Raw genomic sequence first — 18211 nt, 5'->3', positions numbered from 1 at the left:
TGCGGGAAGGGGGCTAGCTGGCGTAGGCGCGGAGCTTGTCGGCGCGGTCACCCTGACGGAGCTTGCCCATCACTTCGCGTTCAATCTGACGAACCCGCTCACGGGACAGCCCGAACGCACGACCGATTTGGTCGAGGGTGCGCGGCTGGCCATCGTCGAGCCCGAATCGCATGGTGATGACCTGCATTTCGCGCTCGTCGAGGGTCGAGAGCACGGTCCGAATGTCGGAGTGCAGCAGGTTAGCGATCACCACGGTCTCGGCAGACGTGGCCTCGGCGTCCTCGATGAAGTCACCCAGGGGTGCCTCTTCGTCGTTGCCGACGGGCATGTCCAAGCTCACCGGGTCGCGGCTGTGATCCATCAGGTCGGCGATCTTGGCTGCCGGAATACCCGACTCGAGCGCGAGCTCTTCATCAGTGGCTTCACGACCCAGTTGCTGATGCAGTTCGCGGCGGATGCGCGCCAGCTTGTTGACCTGCTCGACGAGGTGGACGGGCAGGCGAATGGTGCGCGACTGGTCGGCCATGCCGCGGCTAATCGCCTGGCGGATCCACCAAGTGGCGTACGTCGAGAACTTGTAGCCCTTGGCGTAGTCGAACTTTTCGACCGCACGAATCAGGCCGAGGTTGCCCTCTTGGATGAGGTCGAGCAGCGGCATACCGCGACCGGTGTATCGCTTAGCTAGCGACACCACCAGGCGAAGGTTGGCCTCCAACAGGTGGTCGCGAGCGCGCTCACCTTCTCGAACCAGGATGTTCAGGTCGCGCTTCTTGGCGGGCGAAATCCGCTTCTTGGTTGCCAATAGGTGCTTCGCGTACAAACCAGCCTCGATGGCCTTCGACAGGTCCACTTCTTGCTCGGCGTTCAGCAGCGCGGTGCGGCCAATGCCGTTGAGGTAGACGCGGACAAGGTCCGCTGAGGGGGATTGCGCATCAAGATCCCGTTCCGTCAACGCGGGGCGTAGACGGGTGGATTCAGATTCGGACGGGCGGGCAATCGTCGAGTGAGCCATGCGACCTCCTGGAATGCGTTTTCGTCGTGCGTTCAATGGGTCCAACGCATTCGGTACCGAAAAGGTTCCCGAGCACTCTGAGAAGTTTCTGAAGGTTTACTCCCGAGGTAAAAATCAGCTTGCGCGCGGCGTGCCGTCGTCCGGTTCGGCGTCGATGACCGGGTGGGCGGAATCGTCGTCGAAACGATCAGTTGGCGCGGGTGCGGGCTCGGCACCCAACTCCGGGGTTACCGAATGCGCACTGCCGTAGTGATAGGTCGGGACTTCACCGTGTTTACGCGGTTCGGTGTCGTTGGCCTTCAGGACTGCAATCCACGGGATCGGGATCGACACGAGGATGATGGCGACAGCGATCCACCCGTTCTGCGTGACGCCATAGACGATCGACGCGATGATGAGCGCGGGGATGCGGATGCTCATCATCAGGAAGTAGCGACGTTTGCGGGCACGAAACACGGCGTCGCGATCGGGAGCGGCGCTGGTGATCAGGAAGCTGTCGTGGTCGGCGAGTCTGTCGGTGTCCGGTCGATCCGTGTACCCGTCGTGTCGATTTTGATCCGCCATACCATCCATGGTGGCACATTGGGTCACAATGGGTTTATGGCAACTCAGACGATTGAACGCCCGGACATTGATGAACGGACCGAAAAGGACGACGACACTCCCAAGGTCTTCCACTACGTGAAGAAGGACAAGATGGCCGAAAGTGCCGTCATGGGAACGCATGTCGTCGCACTTTGCGGTGAAGTTTTCCCCGTCACGAAGGCGGCTAAGCCCGGCTCGCCGGTGTGCGAAAAGTGCAAGAAAATCTACGAAAAGATGAAGAAGTAAAGCGGCAAAAGACCGCTTAGGGGTCGGCCCGGTGCGCATCTGTGTGCACCGCGGGCCCGACCTCGCCCAGCTCTGACCGGTTCTGCAACGCCCGGTTACGCAAGGTGTCGGTAAGTTCCACCGTCTGGCTGGTCACCCAGTTTCGGACGGTGCCGCCCTTGCCCGCCGAGGGCCACATTTCGTCGATCGCGGCATTCAATTCGGCGCCCAAAACAATCGCGAACCCGAGAAAGAACGTGAACAGGAGGAAGGCGATCGGGGTGGCCAGCGCACCGTAGGTGTAGCCAGCGCGGGTAAGCGCCGTGAGATAAAAGCGCAGAACGTACGTCGCCAGCCAGAAGAAAACACCCGCCAGCAGTGCTCCCGGCAGCAGTCGATGCCATGGCAGCGGATGCGGAAGCGCGAACCGGTACAGGCAAACCAATGCACCGATTAGCAGGATTCCGACGAAGGGGAAGTAACCCCAGTCGACGAGATCGGAGATCGCCGGATCCCACGCATCCGGAAGGATCTGATGCAGATACGTCGGTCCCAATGCGACCAACGGCAGCACCAACACGCACGAGACGACGAAGAACAGATAGATGATCAGAGCAAAGATTCGCTGCCACACGGGATTTCGGATCTGATGCTGCTTATGTGCGTGAACGATTGACGAGACAAAACAGCTCATAGCCGACGAACCGGCCCACAGCGACATCAGGAAGCCGACCGAAATGACGGCGACCCGTCCGCGCCCCAGTACGTTCTCGACCGTCGGCGCAATCAAGTCGTCCACCACATTCGGCGTGAAAGCGTGTTCGGAAAACGCCAGGATTCGGGCGGTGATGATCTCCACGGTGTCGGGGCCGAACCAGTCGGCGATGTAGCCGAGGCTGCCGAGCACACCCAAGAGGAGCGGCGGGAGCGAGAGAGCCTGCCAGAAGGCCGCCTGCGCGGCCCAACCGATAATCGAGTCATCCCAGGCTTTGACCGTGGTCGCCCACGCTAGGCGCGGAAGCCGACGCACGATCTCACCCAGGCGCGGTCGGCTTGGCCGACCGTCCTGTTTCGGGTCTGTGTCGGTATCTACCGAAGGTGGTTCGTGAGTTTCGATACCTATCAGCATGAACGATGACCCCCCAAACGGGTGGCACCGGCCGCCACGTGAGCCACTCCGTGTCGCCTCGCGCGGCATGGGATCCTCAGGCGGAGGGGCTAGACTCCAGAGGGCTTTTTCTTCAGGAGGGTGCAGAAACACGGTGACCAGCGCGCGGGTCGACAACGGGGTGGATACGGTCAACGACCGTGAACTAAACGACGGTGAGGAGACGAACGGTGAGGCCGCGCGACGCGCGGTTTCCGGTGCTCCGCTGCGTGCATGGCAGCGACGAGCCCTAACCAAGTACCTCACTCGACGACCGACCGACTTTCTGGCGGTCGCCACTCCTGGTGCAGGTAAAACGACTTTCGGCCTCCGAGTGGCCAGCGAGTTGCTCGCCGACCGAACCGTCGACCGCATCACGGTGGTTGCCCCAACCGAACACCTGAAACATCAGTGGTCGCAGGCCGCTGCGCGGGTCGGAATTGCCCTCGACTCCAACTTCTCCAACTCCACGGGGGCTACGAGTTCGGACTTCGATGGCGTGGTTCTGACGTACGCCCAGGTTGCGGCTCATCCGTCGCGGCATCGGGTTCGCACCGAGCAGCACCGGACCCTGGTCATCCTCGATGAGATTCATCACGGTGGCGACGCAAAATCGTGGGGCGACGGCATCCGCGAAGCATTCAGCGACGCGACACGTCGTCTATCGCTAACCGGTACGCCATTCCGGTCCGACGATTCACCGATCCCTTTCGTCACCTACGAGCCGGAGCCGGGTGGCTCGCAGCGTTCCAAAGCCGACCACACTTACGGGTACTCCGATGCGCTTCGAGATGGGGTCGTCCGCCCCGTCGTGTTCCTCGCGTACTCGGGCCAGGCGAGCTGGCGGACCAGTGCTGGCGAAGAATTCACGGCACGCCTCGGCGAACCGCTCTCCGCCGAACAAACCTCGCGTGCCTGGCGCACGGCGCTCGACCCGCACGGAGACTGGATTCCCGCGGTTCTGTCTGCGGCTCATCGGCGATTGACGAAGCTCCGCAACTCGGGCGTTCCGGACGCCGGCGGCCTCGTCATCGCGACCGACCAGCAGTCCGCCCGAGACTACGCCGAACTCCTGTTCGCGATGACGGGTAAGAAGCCGACCCTCGTCCTATCTGACGATCCGAAGTCATCGTCGCGCATCGGCGAGTTCGCGGCCAGCGACGACGAGTGGATGGTCGCGGTCCGCATGGTCTCCGAAGGCGTCGACGTGCCGCGACTAGCCGTCGGTGTGTACGCGACCAATGCTTCGACGCCGCTGTATTTCGCGCAAGCCATCGGACGGTTTGTGCGGTCGCGTCGCCCCGGTGAAACCGCGAGTGTGTTCTTGCCATCGGTGCCGGTGCTCCTCGATTTGGCGAGCAAGCTGGAAGCCCAACGTGACCACGTGTTGGGGAAGCCGCACCGTGAACCCGAAGGCTGGGACGACGAAGCGCTCACTGAAGCCAACAAGTCGAAGGACGAGAACACGGGGGAGGACGAGAAGACTTTTGAGTCACTCGCCGCCGACGCCGAACTCGACCAGGTGATCTACGACGGTTCATCGTTCGGGACGACGACGCTCGTCGGCTCCGACGAGGAATCGGATTACCTCGGTTTGCCCGGACTGCTCGACGCCGAACAGGTCCGCACCCTGCTGCAGCAACGGCAGGCCGATCAAGTAACCCGACGCAGTGCCGCGAAGGCGCGACCCGCCGATGACGCCCAAGCACAAGCTGCACCCAATGCCGCCGAACGGCAGACGGGGCAAGACCTGACCGTGCTGCGTAAAGAGTTGAACACCTTGGTGTCGCTACATCATCATCGGACCGGCAAGTCGCACGGCCAAGTCCACAACGAACTGCGTACCCGGCTCGGTGGCCCGCCGACGGCAATGGCCACCGCCGATCAGCTCCGGGAACGGATCAAGGCCCTGCGAACCTGGTGAGGTTCTTGCAGGGCCTTGATCGGGGTGTTGCGCTATCGGGGATTGATTTTCCAATTACCGTCGGCGGTTAGCCGACAACGGCGCCAATCTCGACGAGGCGTGCCTCGTGGTCGTTGTAGTGGTGCTGGCAGAAAAGCAACTCGCCGCCCGTGGGCAAAGTCGCCCGCACCTTGGCTGCGGCACTGCACCGGTCGCAACGGTCAGCGGCAACTAGCGGCATCCGTGTGGGTGCGGTCGTGGCGATAGTAGTCATGTCGTCCTCCGTCCCTAGCCGACGAACCGCGGATCGGTCGTCGTCCTTCACTCTGTCAGACGTTTGTCGACGCTCAAATGTTCCCGCGCGGTGTCGGTGTGTTGCAAATCATTTCTTTCAGTTCTCTGGAGTTGGTCTGTTCGGAGGACTCGGTGGCACTGCGCCAACGACGCGGAGTGCGGTCTTTGCGTAGAAATCGCCCAATTCGGTTGGGCTCAACGGGCCGTCGTCGCTGTACCAACGGGCGATGTCTACCCCCATCGACAGCAGCAGATTGGTTGTTGTCTGGGGGTCGGCGACGTCGAAGTCCCCGGTCTCGATCCCGGCGTCGACGATTGCTCGCATGCGACCGGTAATGGTGCGCCGGAGTTTGCTGATTTCAGTGAAGTGGTCGGGAGCGAGGGAATGGAGTTCGTAATTCACGATCCGTGAACTCGTATGACGCATCGCGTGGCGCTCGCTAAATGCGCGCATCACGGCCGCCAGGCGGACCGCCGGTGGTTGGGCAGCATCGTCGGCCGAGTCAATTTCGGCAATGGTGTCCATATGGCCGCCGTGTGAGAGCTCAAAGAGGAGATCTTCTTTCGACCGGTAGTGCACGTAGACCGCCGCGGGACTCATACCTGCCGCCGAGGCGATGTCGCGGGTTGTGGTGCCCAGGAATCCGCGTTCGGCGAACGAAACCAGCGCCGCCTGCAATAGTCGATCGCGGGTAGGAACATTCTCCGTTGCCGGGACATTCGCTGCGTCGGTCATGCGGTCTCCTTTAGCGTCCGGGAAGAGAGTTTCGGGGACGCGATGCCAGCTGGGTATGAGATCAGTCTCAAGGTGGGACGGTTGACGTATGTCTCACTGTCGTGCAATGTGGACTCTAACACCCTAAGCAAGCGCTTAGTTACAGGTTGAGATTACTTCATCGACAGGAGTTTCCCGTGGCCAAGATCGACCCCCAACGATTTGCAGGCAAGACCGCGATCGTGACTGGAGCAAGTCGAGGAATTGGGCTGGCCGTCGCCGAACGACTGGTCGCCGAAGGTGCCAAGGTCACCATCACAGCGCGCAAGCAGGAAGCGCTCGATGAAGCTGTCGCTCAGCTCGGCGGACCGGACGTTGCGCTCGCTGTTGCGGGCCGAGGCGATGACCCTGAGCACCAGGCCGATGCCGTCGCTAAGACCATCGAGACTTTTGGCAGCGCCGACCTGCTGGTCAACAACACCGGGATTAACCCGGTCTACGGTCCGCTGATGGAGATTGACCCCGAAGCCGCGCGGAAGATCATGGACGTCAACGTGATCTCCGCACTCCGGTGGGTCCAAGCGGTGAACTCCGCATGGCAGGCCGAACACGGCGGTGCCATCGTGAACATTGCCTCGATCGCCGGACTGCGGCCGGCCCCGGGCATCGCCTTCTACGGCGTGTCGAAAGCTGCCGTCATTCACCTCACCGAAGAGCTCGCTGTGGAACTGGGACCCAACATTCGGGTCAATGCCGTCGCCCCCGCCGTGGTGAAGACGCGCTTCGCGACAGCCCTGTACGAAGGCCGTGAAGAACAGGTCGCCGAAGCCTATGCGCTTAAGCGTCTCGGCCAACCCGAAGACATTGGCTCCGTGGTTGCTTTCCTGCTGTCCAACGACGCTGGCTGGATGACCGGTCAAACCCTCGTCGTCGACGGCGGCGTCTTGCTCGGTGGTGGTGTGTAGTGGCCACCTCAGGTTCGGTGGGCTTCGACCCGGCAAATAAGACGGTTGTCGTTACCGGTGCGGGAAACGGTATCGGTGCTGGCTTGGCCACCGCACTCGCAGGACGCGGGGCCAAAGTGGTGGTCGCCGATCTGGATGCCGAGGGCGTGAACCGTACCGTCGCGACAATCACCGAGTCAGGGGGTGTGGCACTTGCCGTTCCCGGCGATGCGGCATCGGCCGACGGTGTTGCCGCGGTGATCGCTGCCACGCGGGACGCATTCGGTCCCATCGACGCCTGGTTCGCGAATGCAGGCGTCGATCGCGGGCGGGGACTCGATGCGGCCGCGGCCGATTGGGAACTGTCCTGGAACGTGAACGTGATGGCGCATGTGCACGCTGCACGGGCCCTCGTCCCGGAATGGCTCGAACGCGGCGGTGGACGGTTTGTCGTCACCGCATCTGCGGCCGGACTTCTGACAATGCTTGGTGCCCCTGCCTACTCGGTCACCAAACACGGGGCCGTGGCGTTTGCCGAATGGTTGTCGGCCACCTACCGACACCGGGGAATAGTCGTGCAGGCATTGTGTCCGCAAGGCGTCCAGACCCGCATGCTGAGTGAATCCGGCCCGGTCGAGGAAATCCTCAGCCACGACGTCGCGCTCACCGTAGAAACCGTCGCCGACGAGGTAATCGCCGCACTGGACTCGGATTCGTTCCTCATCCTGCCGCACTCCGAGGTCTTCGACTACTACCAGGTCAGGGCTGGAAACACGGACCGCTGGCTTGGTGGCATGAACAAACTGCAGCAGCGGGTCGACGCGAAAACCAACGAAATCGCCAACGGCCTGTAGTTGCACCGAGATAGCAATACGGTCGAATGCGTGGCGGTCGGCAAGTCCCGATCGGCCAGACCGCGCGTCGTCCTGCAGTACCGACAGTCCCAACCAGTAGCAGTCCCACCAGAATGAGTTCCACCAATCGTCTTGGCATCACCACCATTGAAGGAGAACCACCTATGACCACTCAGCGCGTAGCAATCGTCACCGGAGCGGCCCGCGGCATCGGTGCCGAAGTTGCCCGTCGCCTATCCAGCGACGGCCATGCCGTGGCCATCTTCGACCTCGACGAGGCTGCCTGCCAGGTCGTCGCCGACGAGATCAACGCCGCTGGTGGCAAGGCCATCGGGGTCGGCGTCGATGTCGCAGACGAAGTCAAGGTCGAAGCCGGTGTCAGCCGCGTCGCCGCAGAACTGGGTGAGCCCACGATCCTGGTCAACAACGCAGGCATCATCCGCGACAACATGCTGTTCAAGATGACCCTCGCGGACTGGGACTCGGTGATGGCAGTGCACCTGCGCGGCGCCTTCCTGATGTCTCGCGAAGTGCAGCAGTACCAGACCAAAGCCAAGTGGGGACGCATCGTCAACCTGTCCAGCACCTCGGCCCTCGGCAACCGTGGACAGGCGAACTACTCGGCCGCCAAGGCCGGAATGCAGGGATTCACCAAGACCCTGGCCCTCGAACTCGGTCCCTTCGGTGTGACCGCTAACGCGATCGCCCCGGGATTCATTGCCACTGACATGACGGCCGCGACCGCAGACCGCCTCGGCATCACTTTTGATCAGTTCAAGGAAGCGATGGCCAAGGAGATCCCCGTCCGTCGCGTCGGTGAGCCCGCCGACATCGCCCATGCCGTCAGTTTCTACGCCAGCGAAGGTGCCGGATTCGTGTCCGGTCAGGTCCTCTATGTCGCCGGCGGACCCAAGGATTAGGAGTTAAGACAATGCGCGTATTCAACGGTGCAGAAGAACTCGTTGCTGCGGTCGGCAGCCACCTCGGATACTCCGACTGGTTCGACGTCACCCAGGAAAAGGTGAACCTGTTCGCCGACGCGACCGGTGATCACCAGTGGATCCACGTCGACCCCGAACGAGCCAAGGACGGGCCGTTCGGCGGCACCATCGCTCACGGATACATGACGCTCTCGTTGATCCCAGTCCTGCGCCACAGTGCCTGGGGCCCCGGTGAGGTCAAGATGGGCATCAACTACGGAGCCAACAAGGTGCGCTTTCCCGCACCCGTGCCGGTCGGTTCCAAAGTTCGGGCGGGCTTCGAATTGATCGAGGTGACCGAAGGTGGCGCTGGCTACCAGATCGTCGAGAAGGTCACCATTGAGGTTGACGGCGGCGAAAAGCCGGTCTGCATCGCCGAGACCGTGACGGTGTTGGTGTTCTGATGTCAACTGCCGACGGTGCGACCCGCGAGCTTCCGGGACTTGACCTGGACCGATTGGCCCCCTGGTTCACCGAGCACATTGGGCCAATTGATGGAGCCCTCGACGCCACATTGATTGCTGGCGGCAAGTCGAACCTGACTTACCGACTGCACAATGGGTCAACGAACCTGATCTTGCGGCGTCCGCCCGTCGGCAAGTTGCTCGCCACGGCGCACGACATGGGTCGCGAGCACTCGATGATGTCGGCGCTCGCAGCCACAGCGGTTCCGGTGCCGAGGATGTACGGGATGTGCACCGACGCGGACGTTCTCGGTGCCCCGTTCTATGTGATGGAGGCCGTGACCGGCACCCCATACCGGCACGCTGCGGAGTTGGCGCCGCTGGGACCGGAACGGACCCGAACCATTTCTGAACGATTGGTCGATACCCTCGCGACCCTCCACCTGGTGGATCCGGCCGCGATTGGGCTGGGGGAGTTTGGTCATCCGGAGGGTTTCCTGGCGCGCCAAGTATCCCGTTGGCGCAAGCAGTTCGACGCCGCTCACACCCGCGACCTCCCCGAAATGGAGCGGCTCCACGGACTCCTCGCGGAGCGGGTGCCGCCTGAGGCTGCTCCCGGCATCGTGCACGGCGACTACCGACTCGACAACGTCCTGATCGACGATCAGGACGCGGTCCGCGCCGTTCTTGACTGGGAGATGGCCACGATTGGTGACTCCCTGACCGACCTGGCATTGATGTGCGTGTATCACCGCCTCGGGGCAGCCGGTGGGGGCGTCACCGATGTCGCCGTCGCTCCCGGCTTTCTCACCGAAAACGAGATCGTCACCAGGTACTCGGCGGCCACCGGTCGAGACCTCTCCGACTTCGGCTTCTACATCGCCTTCGGTTGCTTCAAACTCGCGGGCATCGTCGAAGGAATTCACTACCGATATGTCAACGGCCAAACAGTTGGTGCAGGCTTCGCCGATGTGGGCGAGGGCGTGGCACCACTGCTGGCAGCGGGACTTGCCGCATTGAAAGACAGCTGACAAAGAGCCCGCTGACAATCCACCAGACAACGACGACGCCCCGGAGGAAATCCGGGGCGTCGTCGTTGGTTGATCTGGCTACCGTGGTGCGTGACTAGTCGAGGTAGTCGCGCAGCACCTGGGAGCGGCTGGGGTGGCGGAGCTTGCTCATCGTCTTCGATTCGATCTGGCGGATGCGTTCGCGCGTCACGCCGTAAACCTGGCCGATTTCGTCCAATGTGCGGGGCTGACCGTCGGTCAGGCCAAAGCGCAGCCGGACGACGCCAGCTTCACGCTCGGAAAGCGTGTCGAGCACATCCTGCAGCTGATCCTGCAGCAGGGTGAAGCTAACGGCGTCAACAGCGACGACCGCTTCGGAGTCCTCGATGAAGTCGCCGAGCTGACTATCACCCTCGTCGCCGATCGTCTGGTCGAGAGAGATTGGTTCGCGGGCATACTGCTGGATCTCCAGAACCTTCTCCGGAGTGATGTCCATTTCCTTCGCCAGCTCCTCCGGAGTGGGCTCGCGGCCCAAATCCTGAAGCAGTTCGCGCTGGATGCGACCCAACTTGTTGATGACCTCAACCATGTGGACCGGGATGCGGATGGTGCGAGCCTGATCGGCCATCGCGCGGGTGATCGCCTGACGAATCCACCAGGTGGCGTACGTCGAGAACTTGTAGCCCTTCGTGTAGTCGAACTTCTCGACCGCACGAATCAGACCCAGGTTGCCTTCCTGGATGAGGTCCAGGAAAGCCATGCCGCGGCCGGTGTAGCGCTTAGCGAGGGACACGACCAGACGCAGGTTGGCCTCGAGGAGATGATTCTTAGCGCGGTTGCCGTCGCGCGAAATCCACGACAGGTCCCGTCGCTGAGCGACCGACAGCTTCTCGCCTGCCTCCATCACGCGGCGGATGCGTTCGGTGGCGAACAGACCAGCTTCGATGCGCTTGGCGAGTTCGACTTCCTCCTCGGCATTCAGCAGGGCGACCTTGCCGATCTGCTTCAGGTAAGCGCGCACAGAGTCGGCAGAGGCCGTCAGTTCGGCATCCTTGCGGGCCTGACGCAGGGCCTCGGACTCGTCCTCGTCCCACACGAAGTCGGGCTTGGGCTCGGCGTCCTTCTTGGCGCGGGGCGCACGCTTGGCTGCCGTTTTGGCTGCGGGCTTGGCGTCGACCTCATCATCGTCGTCGTCGACAATCAGATCCGCGTCGGCAAGATCAATTTGCGAGTCGTCGACGTCGTCCAGGCCGGCGACGTCAGCCTCGTCGACCTCGACCTCGACCGACGGATCGGCAGCCTTGGTGCTCGCACGCTTGGCGGCGGTCTTCTTGGCAGCGGTCTTCTTCGCTGCAGTCTTGGCGGCCGTCTTCTTGGCGGTCGTTGCAGCAGTCTTCTTGGCGGGTGCCTTCTTCGCTGGTGCCTTCTTGGCCGCAGCCTTCTTGGCGGGTGCCTTTTTAGCTGGAGCCTTCTTAGCTACCGGTGCGTCAGCGTCGGTAGCTTCAGCTGCTGCGTCGGTGGACTTGCTGGTTGCCACGTACAACCTTTCGACAGAACGAACGCGCGGCACGGCTGGGCGCGTCCCCAAAACGGGGACGGACATCCGTGGGCGATGAGGGCTTTGAGTCTTCGGTGCGGGACCGATGTGTTCCATTGTAACGACATCACTGCGATGAGCACATGCGCATACCAGTCTAAGAGCCGAGAAAGCGACTGGCGGAGGCTGAAAAGTGAGGTTTCGCTAGAACGAGAGCCCGTCGTCGACCGCCATCGCAGCGCCAACGATTCCCGCCCGATTGCGGAGTTTGGCCGCGACGACCGGGGTCGCATTGGTCAGCATTGGGATCCATTGGTCGCCCTTGCTACTAATTCCGCCGCCAGCGATGAACAGGTCGGGGGAGAAGATCGCTTCGTAGTGGGCCAAGACGGTCGAGACCTTAGAACTCCACTTCTTCAACGACCACCCCTTGTCGTCGCGAACCTTTGCGGAAGCCTGATGCTCGGCCTCCTTGCCGCCGACTTCCAGGTGTCCAAACTCGGTATTTGGAACAAGTGTCCCGTTGTAGAGGAGAGCCGATCCGATGCCGGTGCCGAACGTCAACAAGATGACGGTGCCATCGGTGTCGAGATCGGCGCCTCCGCCAAAGCGAAGCTCGGCCAGGCCTGCGGCGTCGGCGTCGTTGAGGACACTGACCCGTCGGCCGCCGAGCTTGGTGCTAAACATCGACACGAGGTCGGTGCCCTTCCAGGACGCGTCGATGTTGGCCGCCGTTCGCATGATTCCGTCGCGCACCACACCGGGAACGGTCAATCCGACGGGGCCAGTCCAACCAAAGTGTTCGACGATGGTGATGACTGCTTCCGACACAGCTTCCGGGGTGGCAGGCTGGGGTGTGTCGATCCGGTGGCGTTCACCGACAAACTCTCCGGTGCGAAGGTCGACGATCGCACCCTTCACCCCCGAGCCCCCAATGTCGATACCGAACCCGAGGTGCGACGACGGACTTGTCGAATTGTCGGCCCCAGGTCGGGCATTTGTGGATCCCAAAACAGTGACTTCAGCGTCGGTCATGGTGAGCAGTACGCCTTTCGTGGCTGGTTGAGGCGATCTTAGACACAGTTGCCAGTCACCGTGGCGACCGGAGTCGCGCGTCGGGTCACTAGACTTGGGGCCGTGACTCACTCAGCTGATCCTGCCCGGTCTGATTCTGCTTCATCGACTTCCATTCCGCAGCCAGCCGAGCTCGCCGTCATTGCGCGCGCGGTGGCCGAGGAGGCCGCAGCACAGGTGCGGAACCGACGAGTCGAACTCTTTGCGCCGACCGGCACCCGTGCCTCCGATGATTCCGTCACGGCTAAATCGACGCCGACGGATCCGGTGACGGTCGCGGACACGGAAACTGAAGAGTTGATCCGCGAGCTACTGCATCGGCATCGGCCGGGCGACGAGATCCTCGGCGAAGAGGAGGGCGGCTCGGTGACGGTGCCGACCGGTGTCCGGTGGGTCGTCGACCCAATCGACGGTACCGTCAACTTCCTGTACGGCATCCCCGCCTACGCGGTGTCGGTCGCGGCGCAGGTCGACGGTCGTTCCGTTGCCGGAGCGGTCGTCGATGTCGCACGGGGGGTCACGTATTGGGCCAGCAGTGGCGGCGGCGCGTGGGCGACTGGCCTCGCCTCGGACGTCCAGCCGATTCGCTTGAATTGCAACCCGATTGATGACGTCGCTCTGGCGTTGGTGGCGACCGGGTTTGCGTACTCAAAGACGCGCCGCGTGGAGCAGGGCGTCTTCATCGCAAAGCTACTTCCCAACGTCCGCGATATCCGCCGCGTCGGGGCAGCCGCCATCGACCTCTGCATGGTGGCATCCGGTGCCGTCGACGCCCACATCGAGCATGGACTTAGCCCGTGGGATTGGGCTGCCGGTGGCCTCATCGCGGAGGAAGCCGGCGCCCGGGTAGTGCTCCCGCCATCGGATTCGCGATCGGGCGACGGTCACGCGACGATTGCCGCCGCACCGGGAATCGCTGAAGACTTCCTCGCCCTACTTGGCAGTATTGGCGCCCTTGACGCCATGCCCGACGAGGCGGTTTGACGCCTCGTCCCGGCTAGCAGGACTGGTTGTGGACGGTCTCGATGAGTGAGCGGTCGATGGCGGTTTTAGGATTCTTCGGATCCACCGAACGCAATGCCTCGAGTGCCGCTTGCGTGTCTTGCGTCGGCCTGGTGTTGGTGTAGAACTCGCCGAGCGCCAGATCGACGTCCGTGCCCTTTCGACCGTCGTTGACCAACTGTGCACACGGGGCAGCGAGCCAGACTGCGGCGGCACCGGCCTGTCCGGCCTGGCCGAACCGAATCTGCGCAACACAATGAAGATTCTGATCAGGGTAGACAGTGTCGTCGCCGAACGCTGGATCGGCAGCGGTGAACCCCTCGTTGGCGAGGTCATCGCTGACTGAGCGCGCCGAACCGCGGGGTGCCGCCGAATTCAGGACCCGAACACCGAAGGTCGTTAGCCCCGCTGGAGCCACCGAGAGCATGTCGGTATTGCTGACAACGGTCAGTTCGGGCGGCTTCGGGGCGTCGGGTGCCGCTGATTTGGCAGCTACCGGCATATTGCAGTCGGTCGGGTGTGCTTCGGTGCCGCCGCTGTTCAATGCGAAGGACCAGGCCGTGATGGCGCCCGCCGCCAACACTGCGACAACGATCGCGGCGGGTAACCACTGGCGCCGCCGAAATGGGCGGCCCTTCACATCGGTCGTGTAGCCGGTGGCGATTTTCGAGACCACGACGGTGCCTGCACCTTCTTCCGAGAACGGGGATTGCACAACTGTAGAGGGCCGGGCGGAACAGGTTCGTCAGGGTGGTCGGCGCGCCCGCAGAAACTCTCGTTTTCGGTGCGAACTCCCGCAGAAAAGAGGCGGTAGAACGACCCGACCATGAGGGGGTTGACACGGCGATTGAGTGAGCCTAGAATTCGGGCGCCCGACATCATCGGATGACGATGTGAGGTGCGGGAGAGCTACGCCACAAGTGCGGTCTCCCTTAGCAATCCATTAACCACCTACAGACCCACGTTAGGCACATCATGGCAACCGATTACGACGCTCCGCGCCGCAGCAACGACGACGACATCGCGGAAGACTCGCTCGAAGAGCTCAAGGCTCGACGCAATGAAGCGAAGTCCGCCAACGTAGATATCGACGAGACAGAAACGGCTGAATCGTTTGAGCTTCCGGGTGCCGATCTGTCAGGTGAGGAACTCTCGGTTCGTGTGGTTCCGAAGCAGGATGACGAGTTCACATGCTCCAGTTGCTTCCTCGTGTACCACCGCAACCGACTTGCCGAGCAGAATGGCACTCAGATGATCTGCGTCGACTGCGCTTAGTACCTCCACCAATAGCGGCACCGCGGTTGATGCCATCAACCGCAGCGCCGAGATAGATCTACGACGCCGCGCGAGGCAACTAGCCTTGCGCGGCGTCTTGCTTCCCGGCATCGCTGCCAGCATCACCCATCCCCAGCGCAGCGAGCACCGCGCCGGGCTGACGGGTAGAGATGAGCCAATAGGGGGTGGGGTCGTCGGGATCGTCGAGCACCACGAGCACCATCGTTTTCACCCATGCACGATGGATCACGTAGGCCGCAGGATCGAGTTGCCTGCCCATCGCCGCACTCCGCTGGGAAGCGGCGATCGACGCGCCACGGGCAATGACATCGGTGGGCAATATGGCCTTCCCTGCGTGCAACGAACCGTCGGCGGTGACCCGGACCTGGGTGCGACCCATCGAGTACAGCATCCAGGCGATCAGGATGGCGATGACCGGATAGGCGACAAAGCTCCACGCCGCCCGGTAAGCGGCCAATTGGATTTCGTAGCCGAGGATTCCGGTGACGACCACGGCGGCCAACCACCACCACCAGGGAACAGAAAGTCGTTCGGCATAGCGGTCCTGCTGCGGGGCGGGGCTCGAGGCTGGTTTGCTCACAGCTTCCAGCCTAATGGGCGAGCGCCCGAGTAGTCTGCGAGGGTGACCTCGCAAGTGACGCCCGATACGTATCCGCCATTGCGGATCCGTCGCCTCGATTCTGAACTCCCGCTCCCTACTCGCGCACACCCCGGTGACGCTGGAATAGACCTGTTTGCCGCGACCGATTTGGTCCTGCAACCGGGCCGTCGCCAACTGGTCGGCACCGGGATTGCGATCGCCCTGCCGGTGGGAACGGTGGGATTGATCCATCCGCGGTCCGGTTTGGCCGCGCGTGCCGGCCTGTCGATCGTTAATACGCCGGGCACTATCGACGCTGGCTACCGCGGCGAAATCAAAGTCTGCCTCATCAATCACGATCTCGAAGCGCCCATTGTGATCACGCGCGGCGACCGCATCGCCCAACTGCTGGTGCAGCGGGTGGAACTTCCTTCGGTGATTGAGGTCGACGAACTCGACGACACCGAGCGCGGAGCTGGCGGATACGGTTCCAGTGGTGGACACGCGATCTTGACCTCGGAGGCATAACAATGGCAGCGAAGAACGAAGCCGCACCAGAAAAGTTTTCGATCGGCGACACGGCTGGTCCGTACGACACCGGCGACCTGCTTACACCGCTGGGGGAGTTGGCAAACTCCCACCTCGACTTGGGCTCGCTCCTGATGCCTGTCGTCGAAGGCGGCCAGGTTACCGTCGAGATGTCCGCCACGCACGAGCCTGAGGCCGTCTACTTGGTGACGCCGGTAGGTCGGATCGGCATGCACGCATTTGCTGCCCCGCGGAGCGGCGGCATGTGGCGCGAGGTGGTCCGTGAACTCGCGGAGTCACTGCGGGCCGACGGCGCCCAGACCGCGATCGAAGACGGACACTGGGGCCGTGAGGTCATCGCCCGTGTTCCCGATGGCAGCCACCGGTTTATCGGCGTCGATGGCCCCCGCTGGATGGTTCGCTGTGTAGCAAGCGGGCCCGCCGAGAGCGAAGTGCAGTTGGCGCAGTTGGCTCGCGCAGTCCTCGCAGAGACGGTCGTGCGCCGCGGGAATGAGCCACAGCCCCCTCGGGAACTACTCCCGATCGTCTTGCCGCCGGTCCTCGCTGAACAGGTCTCTGCCGCGCAGCAGCAGATGTCGCAAGAGGCCGTGGAAGCGACAGGGGTGGACCCGGAGACCGGATCGTTCCCATCGCAACCGCTGTCGAATGCACCGACCGCGCGCCCCGAACCCGAGGCCGAAATTGTCCCCGGAGGTGCCATGATGCAAAGCGCAGCCGCCACGGTCTACTCCGAAACTCCGGACCGTGCCGAGGAACCCACCGGTGACGCCTACGCGGAGGTCGCTGAAGAGTCCGTCACCGATGCCGACGAGGCAACTGACGAATCGGCGGCGAGTCCCTCACGCGGGTCGGCGATGTCACGGTTCCGCAAGCGTCGTCGCTGATTTCTCGGCGTTAGCGGGGCACCTTCTCCGACGCTGCCTGCCACGCCTGCAGGCAGGCGTCGCCGAGGAGTCGCTCGTCGCGCCCGAATTCGGTGAGATGTACCTCGCGAAGGACGCTGTGGGGGATGCTCTGCGCCCACGACCGTCCGACCGCGATCGGATGCAACGGATCGTCGGGGGCCGCGGTAATCCCCACCGGGACCGGCAGCGCCGCCAATTGCGTCAGCGTCGGCCCCACGTAGGTGGACGCGACCCGCAACTGCTCGAGAAGGCCATGATCGGCGAGGGATCGCCACGACCGGGATAGTTCGGCAGCCAACCATTCGGGACTGGTCAACACCATCTGCGCGATCGTCGGTTCCAGCCCGTCCCGTTCAATCGCATCGGCGGTGATCCGGGCTGACGCCGCAGCGACCGAATCACCGGCCGGTCCCGACCACGGTGGCAAGGCGGCCAGAACGCCAATGCAGTGCCGTGCCCCCGGTGCCTGAAGGATCCAGTTGGCCGCGATCGATGCGCCGATCGATACCCCGCCGACCAGAAAAGGCTCACCGGTCGAGGCGAAGTGATCGGCAAGTTGATCGAGCCGGGCTCGGTAGTTTTCGACCAGGTCAGCGGCTGGCTCGAGGGCGCAGACACGAGCGTCAATTGACTCGGCGGCGCGCGAAAAAGCCCTGGTGACAAAGTCTGCATCCGACCCGGTGCCGGGCATCACGATCAACGTGGTCATCCATTGATCATGCCTCGGTCGTCGGAAGGGAAAGTCGGGGGTATGGTGACGGTGAAAGCGAGTTTTCCGCCGATGGGAACTCCACAGTTGCGCGCAGCGGAGGTTGCGATGACGAATTCGGGTCTGATGAAACGACTCGGACGGATGCTGACCGAAGATCTCGACGAGATCGAGGACGATCGCATCCAGCGCGAGTGCCAGCAGCCGGGGGCACAGCGGGCCGTCGACTGTACGCGCGGTGATGAGGCGACGATGGTCGGCGAACTTCGGTCAGTCGAGACGCGGTCGAAGACCACCAAAACCGGGGTCGTCGCGGAGTTCTTTGACGGGACCGACACCGTCATCTTGAAGTGGATGGGACGCAACCGCATCCCCGGCATTGAGCCTGGCCGACGACTGACGGTTCGCGGCCGAGTGGCCTCCGTCGACGGTGCAAAGGTCATGTACAACCCCTATTACGAACTTCACACCGTCGACGAATAGACC

The 18211-nt window shown here is 62.9% G+C and carries 22 protein-coding genes; 12 read left to right on the top strand and 10 right to left on the bottom strand.

Annotation, left to right across the window (positions count from 1 at the left end; genetic code table 11):
* Positions 1 to 13: 13 nt before the first annotated feature.
* Together WBA38_RS11230 and WBA38_RS11225 are read right to left on the bottom strand one after the other, a co-directional pair.
* A complete protein-coding gene (locus WBA38_RS11230; RefSeq protein ID WP_424322718.1) occupies positions 14 to 1012 on the bottom strand; it encodes a sigma-70 family RNA polymerase sigma factor in 999 nt (332 codons plus the stop codon).
* 114 nt (positions 1013 to 1126) lie between these two features.
* On the bottom strand, positions 1127 to 1576 hold the full coding sequence (locus WBA38_RS11225) for a DUF3099 domain-containing protein (RefSeq protein WP_424293445.1): 450 nt from the start codon (positions 1574 to 1576) through the stop codon (positions 1127 to 1129).
* A gap of 36 nt (positions 1577 to 1612) precedes the next feature.
* Between WBA38_RS11225 and WBA38_RS11220 the strand changes: the two genes are divergently transcribed.
* Positions 1613 to 1843 (top strand): DUF3039 domain-containing protein, encoded by a 231-nt coding sequence (locus WBA38_RS11220; protein ID WP_424293444.1) that lies wholly within the window; start codon positions 1613 to 1615, stop codon positions 1841 to 1843.
* Positions 1844 to 1859: 16 nt separating this feature from the next.
* Here the strand turns inward: WBA38_RS11220 and WBA38_RS11215 are convergent, their stop codons facing one another.
* Positions 1860 to 2852, bottom strand: a complete 993-nt coding sequence (locus WBA38_RS11215; RefSeq protein ID WP_424293443.1) for a YihY/virulence factor BrkB family protein — start codon at positions 2850 to 2852, stop codon at positions 1860 to 1862.
* A gap of 343 nt (positions 2853 to 3195) precedes the next feature.
* Between WBA38_RS11215 and WBA38_RS11210 the strand changes: the two genes are divergently transcribed.
* Entirely contained in the window at positions 3196 to 4893 is a 1698-nt protein-coding gene (locus WBA38_RS11210; RefSeq protein ID WP_424293448.1) for a DEAD/DEAH box helicase, read from the top strand.
* Positions 4894 to 4960: 67 nt separating this feature from the next.
* On the opposite strand, the gene WBA38_RS11205 is transcribed toward WBA38_RS11210, so the two are convergent.
* Together WBA38_RS11205 and WBA38_RS11200 are read right to left on the bottom strand one after the other, a co-directional pair.
* A complete protein-coding gene (locus WBA38_RS11205) occupies positions 4961 to 5146 on the bottom strand; it encodes a DUF7455 domain-containing protein (protein WP_424293442.1) in 186 nt (61 codons plus the stop codon).
* A gap of 117 nt (positions 5147 to 5263) precedes the next feature.
* Positions 5264 to 5902, bottom strand: coding sequence for a TetR/AcrR family transcriptional regulator (locus tag WBA38_RS11200; protein WP_424293441.1), 639 nt, complete (start codon positions 5900 to 5902; stop codon positions 5264 to 5266).
* A 176-nt stretch (positions 5903 to 6078) separates the two neighbouring features.
* On the opposite strand from WBA38_RS11200, the gene WBA38_RS11195 reads away from it, so the two are divergent.
* The 5 genes from WBA38_RS11195 (at position 6079) to WBA38_RS11175 (ending at position 10094) form a co-directional block, all read left to right on the top strand.
* On the top strand, positions 6079 to 6846 hold the full coding sequence (locus tag WBA38_RS11195) for an SDR family oxidoreductase (RefSeq protein ID WP_424293440.1): 768 nt from the start codon (positions 6079 to 6081) through the stop codon (positions 6844 to 6846).
* Entirely contained in the window at positions 6846 to 7679 is an 834-nt protein-coding gene (locus WBA38_RS11190; RefSeq protein WP_424293439.1) for an SDR family oxidoreductase, read from the top strand. The genes WBA38_RS11195 and WBA38_RS11190 overlap by 1 nt, the downstream gene beginning before the upstream one ends.
* Before the next feature lie 164 nt (positions 7680 to 7843).
* On the top strand, positions 7844 to 8599 hold the full coding sequence (gene fabG, locus WBA38_RS11185; protein WP_424322717.1) for a 3-oxoacyl-ACP reductase FabG: 756 nt from the start codon (positions 7844 to 7846) through the stop codon (positions 8597 to 8599).
* Between the two features lie 11 nt (positions 8600 to 8610).
* Positions 8611 to 9063 carry a MaoC family dehydratase gene (locus WBA38_RS11180; RefSeq protein ID WP_424293437.1) on the top strand — a complete coding sequence of 151 codons (453 nt, stop codon included), beginning with the start codon at positions 8611 to 8613 and terminating at the stop codon, positions 9061 to 9063.
* Positions 9063 to 10094 carry a phosphotransferase family protein gene (locus WBA38_RS11175; protein ID WP_424322716.1) on the top strand — a complete coding sequence of 344 codons (1032 nt, stop codon included), beginning with the start codon at positions 9063 to 9065 and terminating at the stop codon, positions 10092 to 10094. Before WBA38_RS11180 ends, WBA38_RS11175 begins: the two co-directional genes overlap by 1 nt.
* A 94-nt stretch (positions 10095 to 10188) precedes the next feature.
* Here WBA38_RS11175 and WBA38_RS11170 read toward each other — a convergent pair whose 3' ends face one another.
* Entirely contained in the window at positions 10189 to 11610 is a 1422-nt protein-coding gene (locus tag WBA38_RS11170) for an RNA polymerase sigma factor (protein ID WP_424293435.1), read from the bottom strand.
* A 204-nt stretch (positions 11611 to 11814) separates the two neighbouring features.
* Positions 11815 to 12645: a polyphosphate--glucose phosphotransferase gene (gene ppgK / locus WBA38_RS11165; protein WP_424322715.1), complete on the bottom strand. Its 831-nt coding sequence runs from the start codon at positions 12643 to 12645 to the stop codon at positions 11815 to 11817.
* Positions 12646 to 12798: 153 nt separating this feature from the next.
* On the opposite strand from ppgK, the gene WBA38_RS11160 reads away from it, so the two are divergent.
* Entirely contained in the window at positions 12799 to 13668 is an 870-nt protein-coding gene (locus WBA38_RS11160; RefSeq protein WP_424295281.1) for an inositol monophosphatase family protein, read from the top strand.
* A 13-nt stretch (positions 13669 to 13681) separates the two neighbouring features.
* Here the strand turns inward: WBA38_RS11160 and cei are convergent, their stop codons facing one another.
* Complete coding sequence (gene cei / locus WBA38_RS11155; protein ID WP_424295282.1) at positions 13682 to 14362, bottom strand: envelope integrity protein Cei; 681 nt, start codon at positions 14360 to 14362, stop codon at positions 13682 to 13684.
* 299 nt (positions 14363 to 14661) lie between these two features.
* On the opposite strand from cei, the gene WBA38_RS11150 reads away from it, so the two are divergent.
* Positions 14662 to 14961 carry a DUF4193 domain-containing protein gene (locus tag WBA38_RS11150; RefSeq protein ID WP_424295279.1) on the top strand — a complete coding sequence of 100 codons (300 nt, stop codon included), beginning with the start codon at positions 14662 to 14664 and terminating at the stop codon, positions 14959 to 14961.
* A 79-nt stretch (positions 14962 to 15040) separates the two neighbouring features.
* Here the strand turns inward: WBA38_RS11150 and WBA38_RS11145 are convergent, their stop codons facing one another.
* Positions 15041 to 15562, bottom strand: a complete 522-nt coding sequence (locus WBA38_RS11145) for a DUF3093 domain-containing protein (RefSeq protein ID WP_424296834.1) — start codon at positions 15560 to 15562, stop codon at positions 15041 to 15043.
* 42 nt (positions 15563 to 15604) lie between these two features.
* Between WBA38_RS11145 and dut the strand changes: the two genes are divergently transcribed.
* Positions 15605 to 16090 (top strand): dUTP diphosphatase, encoded by a 486-nt coding sequence (dut, locus tag WBA38_RS11140; RefSeq protein ID WP_424322714.1) that lies wholly within the window; start codon positions 15605 to 15607, stop codon positions 16088 to 16090.
* 2 nt (positions 16091 to 16092) lie between these two features.
* On the top strand, positions 16093 to 16995 hold the full coding sequence (locus tag WBA38_RS11135) for a DUF3710 domain-containing protein (RefSeq protein ID WP_424322713.1): 903 nt from the start codon (positions 16093 to 16095) through the stop codon (positions 16993 to 16995).
* Positions 16996 to 17005: 10 nt separating this feature from the next.
* Here the strand turns inward: WBA38_RS11135 and WBA38_RS11130 are convergent, their stop codons facing one another.
* Positions 17006 to 17725, bottom strand: coding sequence for an alpha/beta hydrolase (locus WBA38_RS11130; protein ID WP_424322712.1), 720 nt, complete (start codon positions 17723 to 17725; stop codon positions 17006 to 17008).
* A gap of 108 nt (positions 17726 to 17833) precedes the next feature.
* Between WBA38_RS11130 and WBA38_RS11125 the strand changes: the two genes are divergently transcribed.
* A complete protein-coding gene (locus WBA38_RS11125; RefSeq protein WP_424296828.1) occupies positions 17834 to 18208 on the top strand; it encodes an OB-fold nucleic acid binding domain-containing protein in 375 nt (124 codons plus the stop codon).
* Positions 18209 to 18211 lie beyond the last annotated feature (3 nt).

The sequence above is a fragment of the Gordonia sp. (in: high G+C Gram-positive bacteria) genome (genome assembly GCF_049647785.1).
Lineage (GTDB): Bacteria > Actinomycetota > Actinomycetes > Mycobacteriales > Mycobacteriaceae > Gordonia.
Note: the sequence above shows the minus strand (reverse complement) of the source record. Positions and strands in the feature narration are given on the sequence as shown.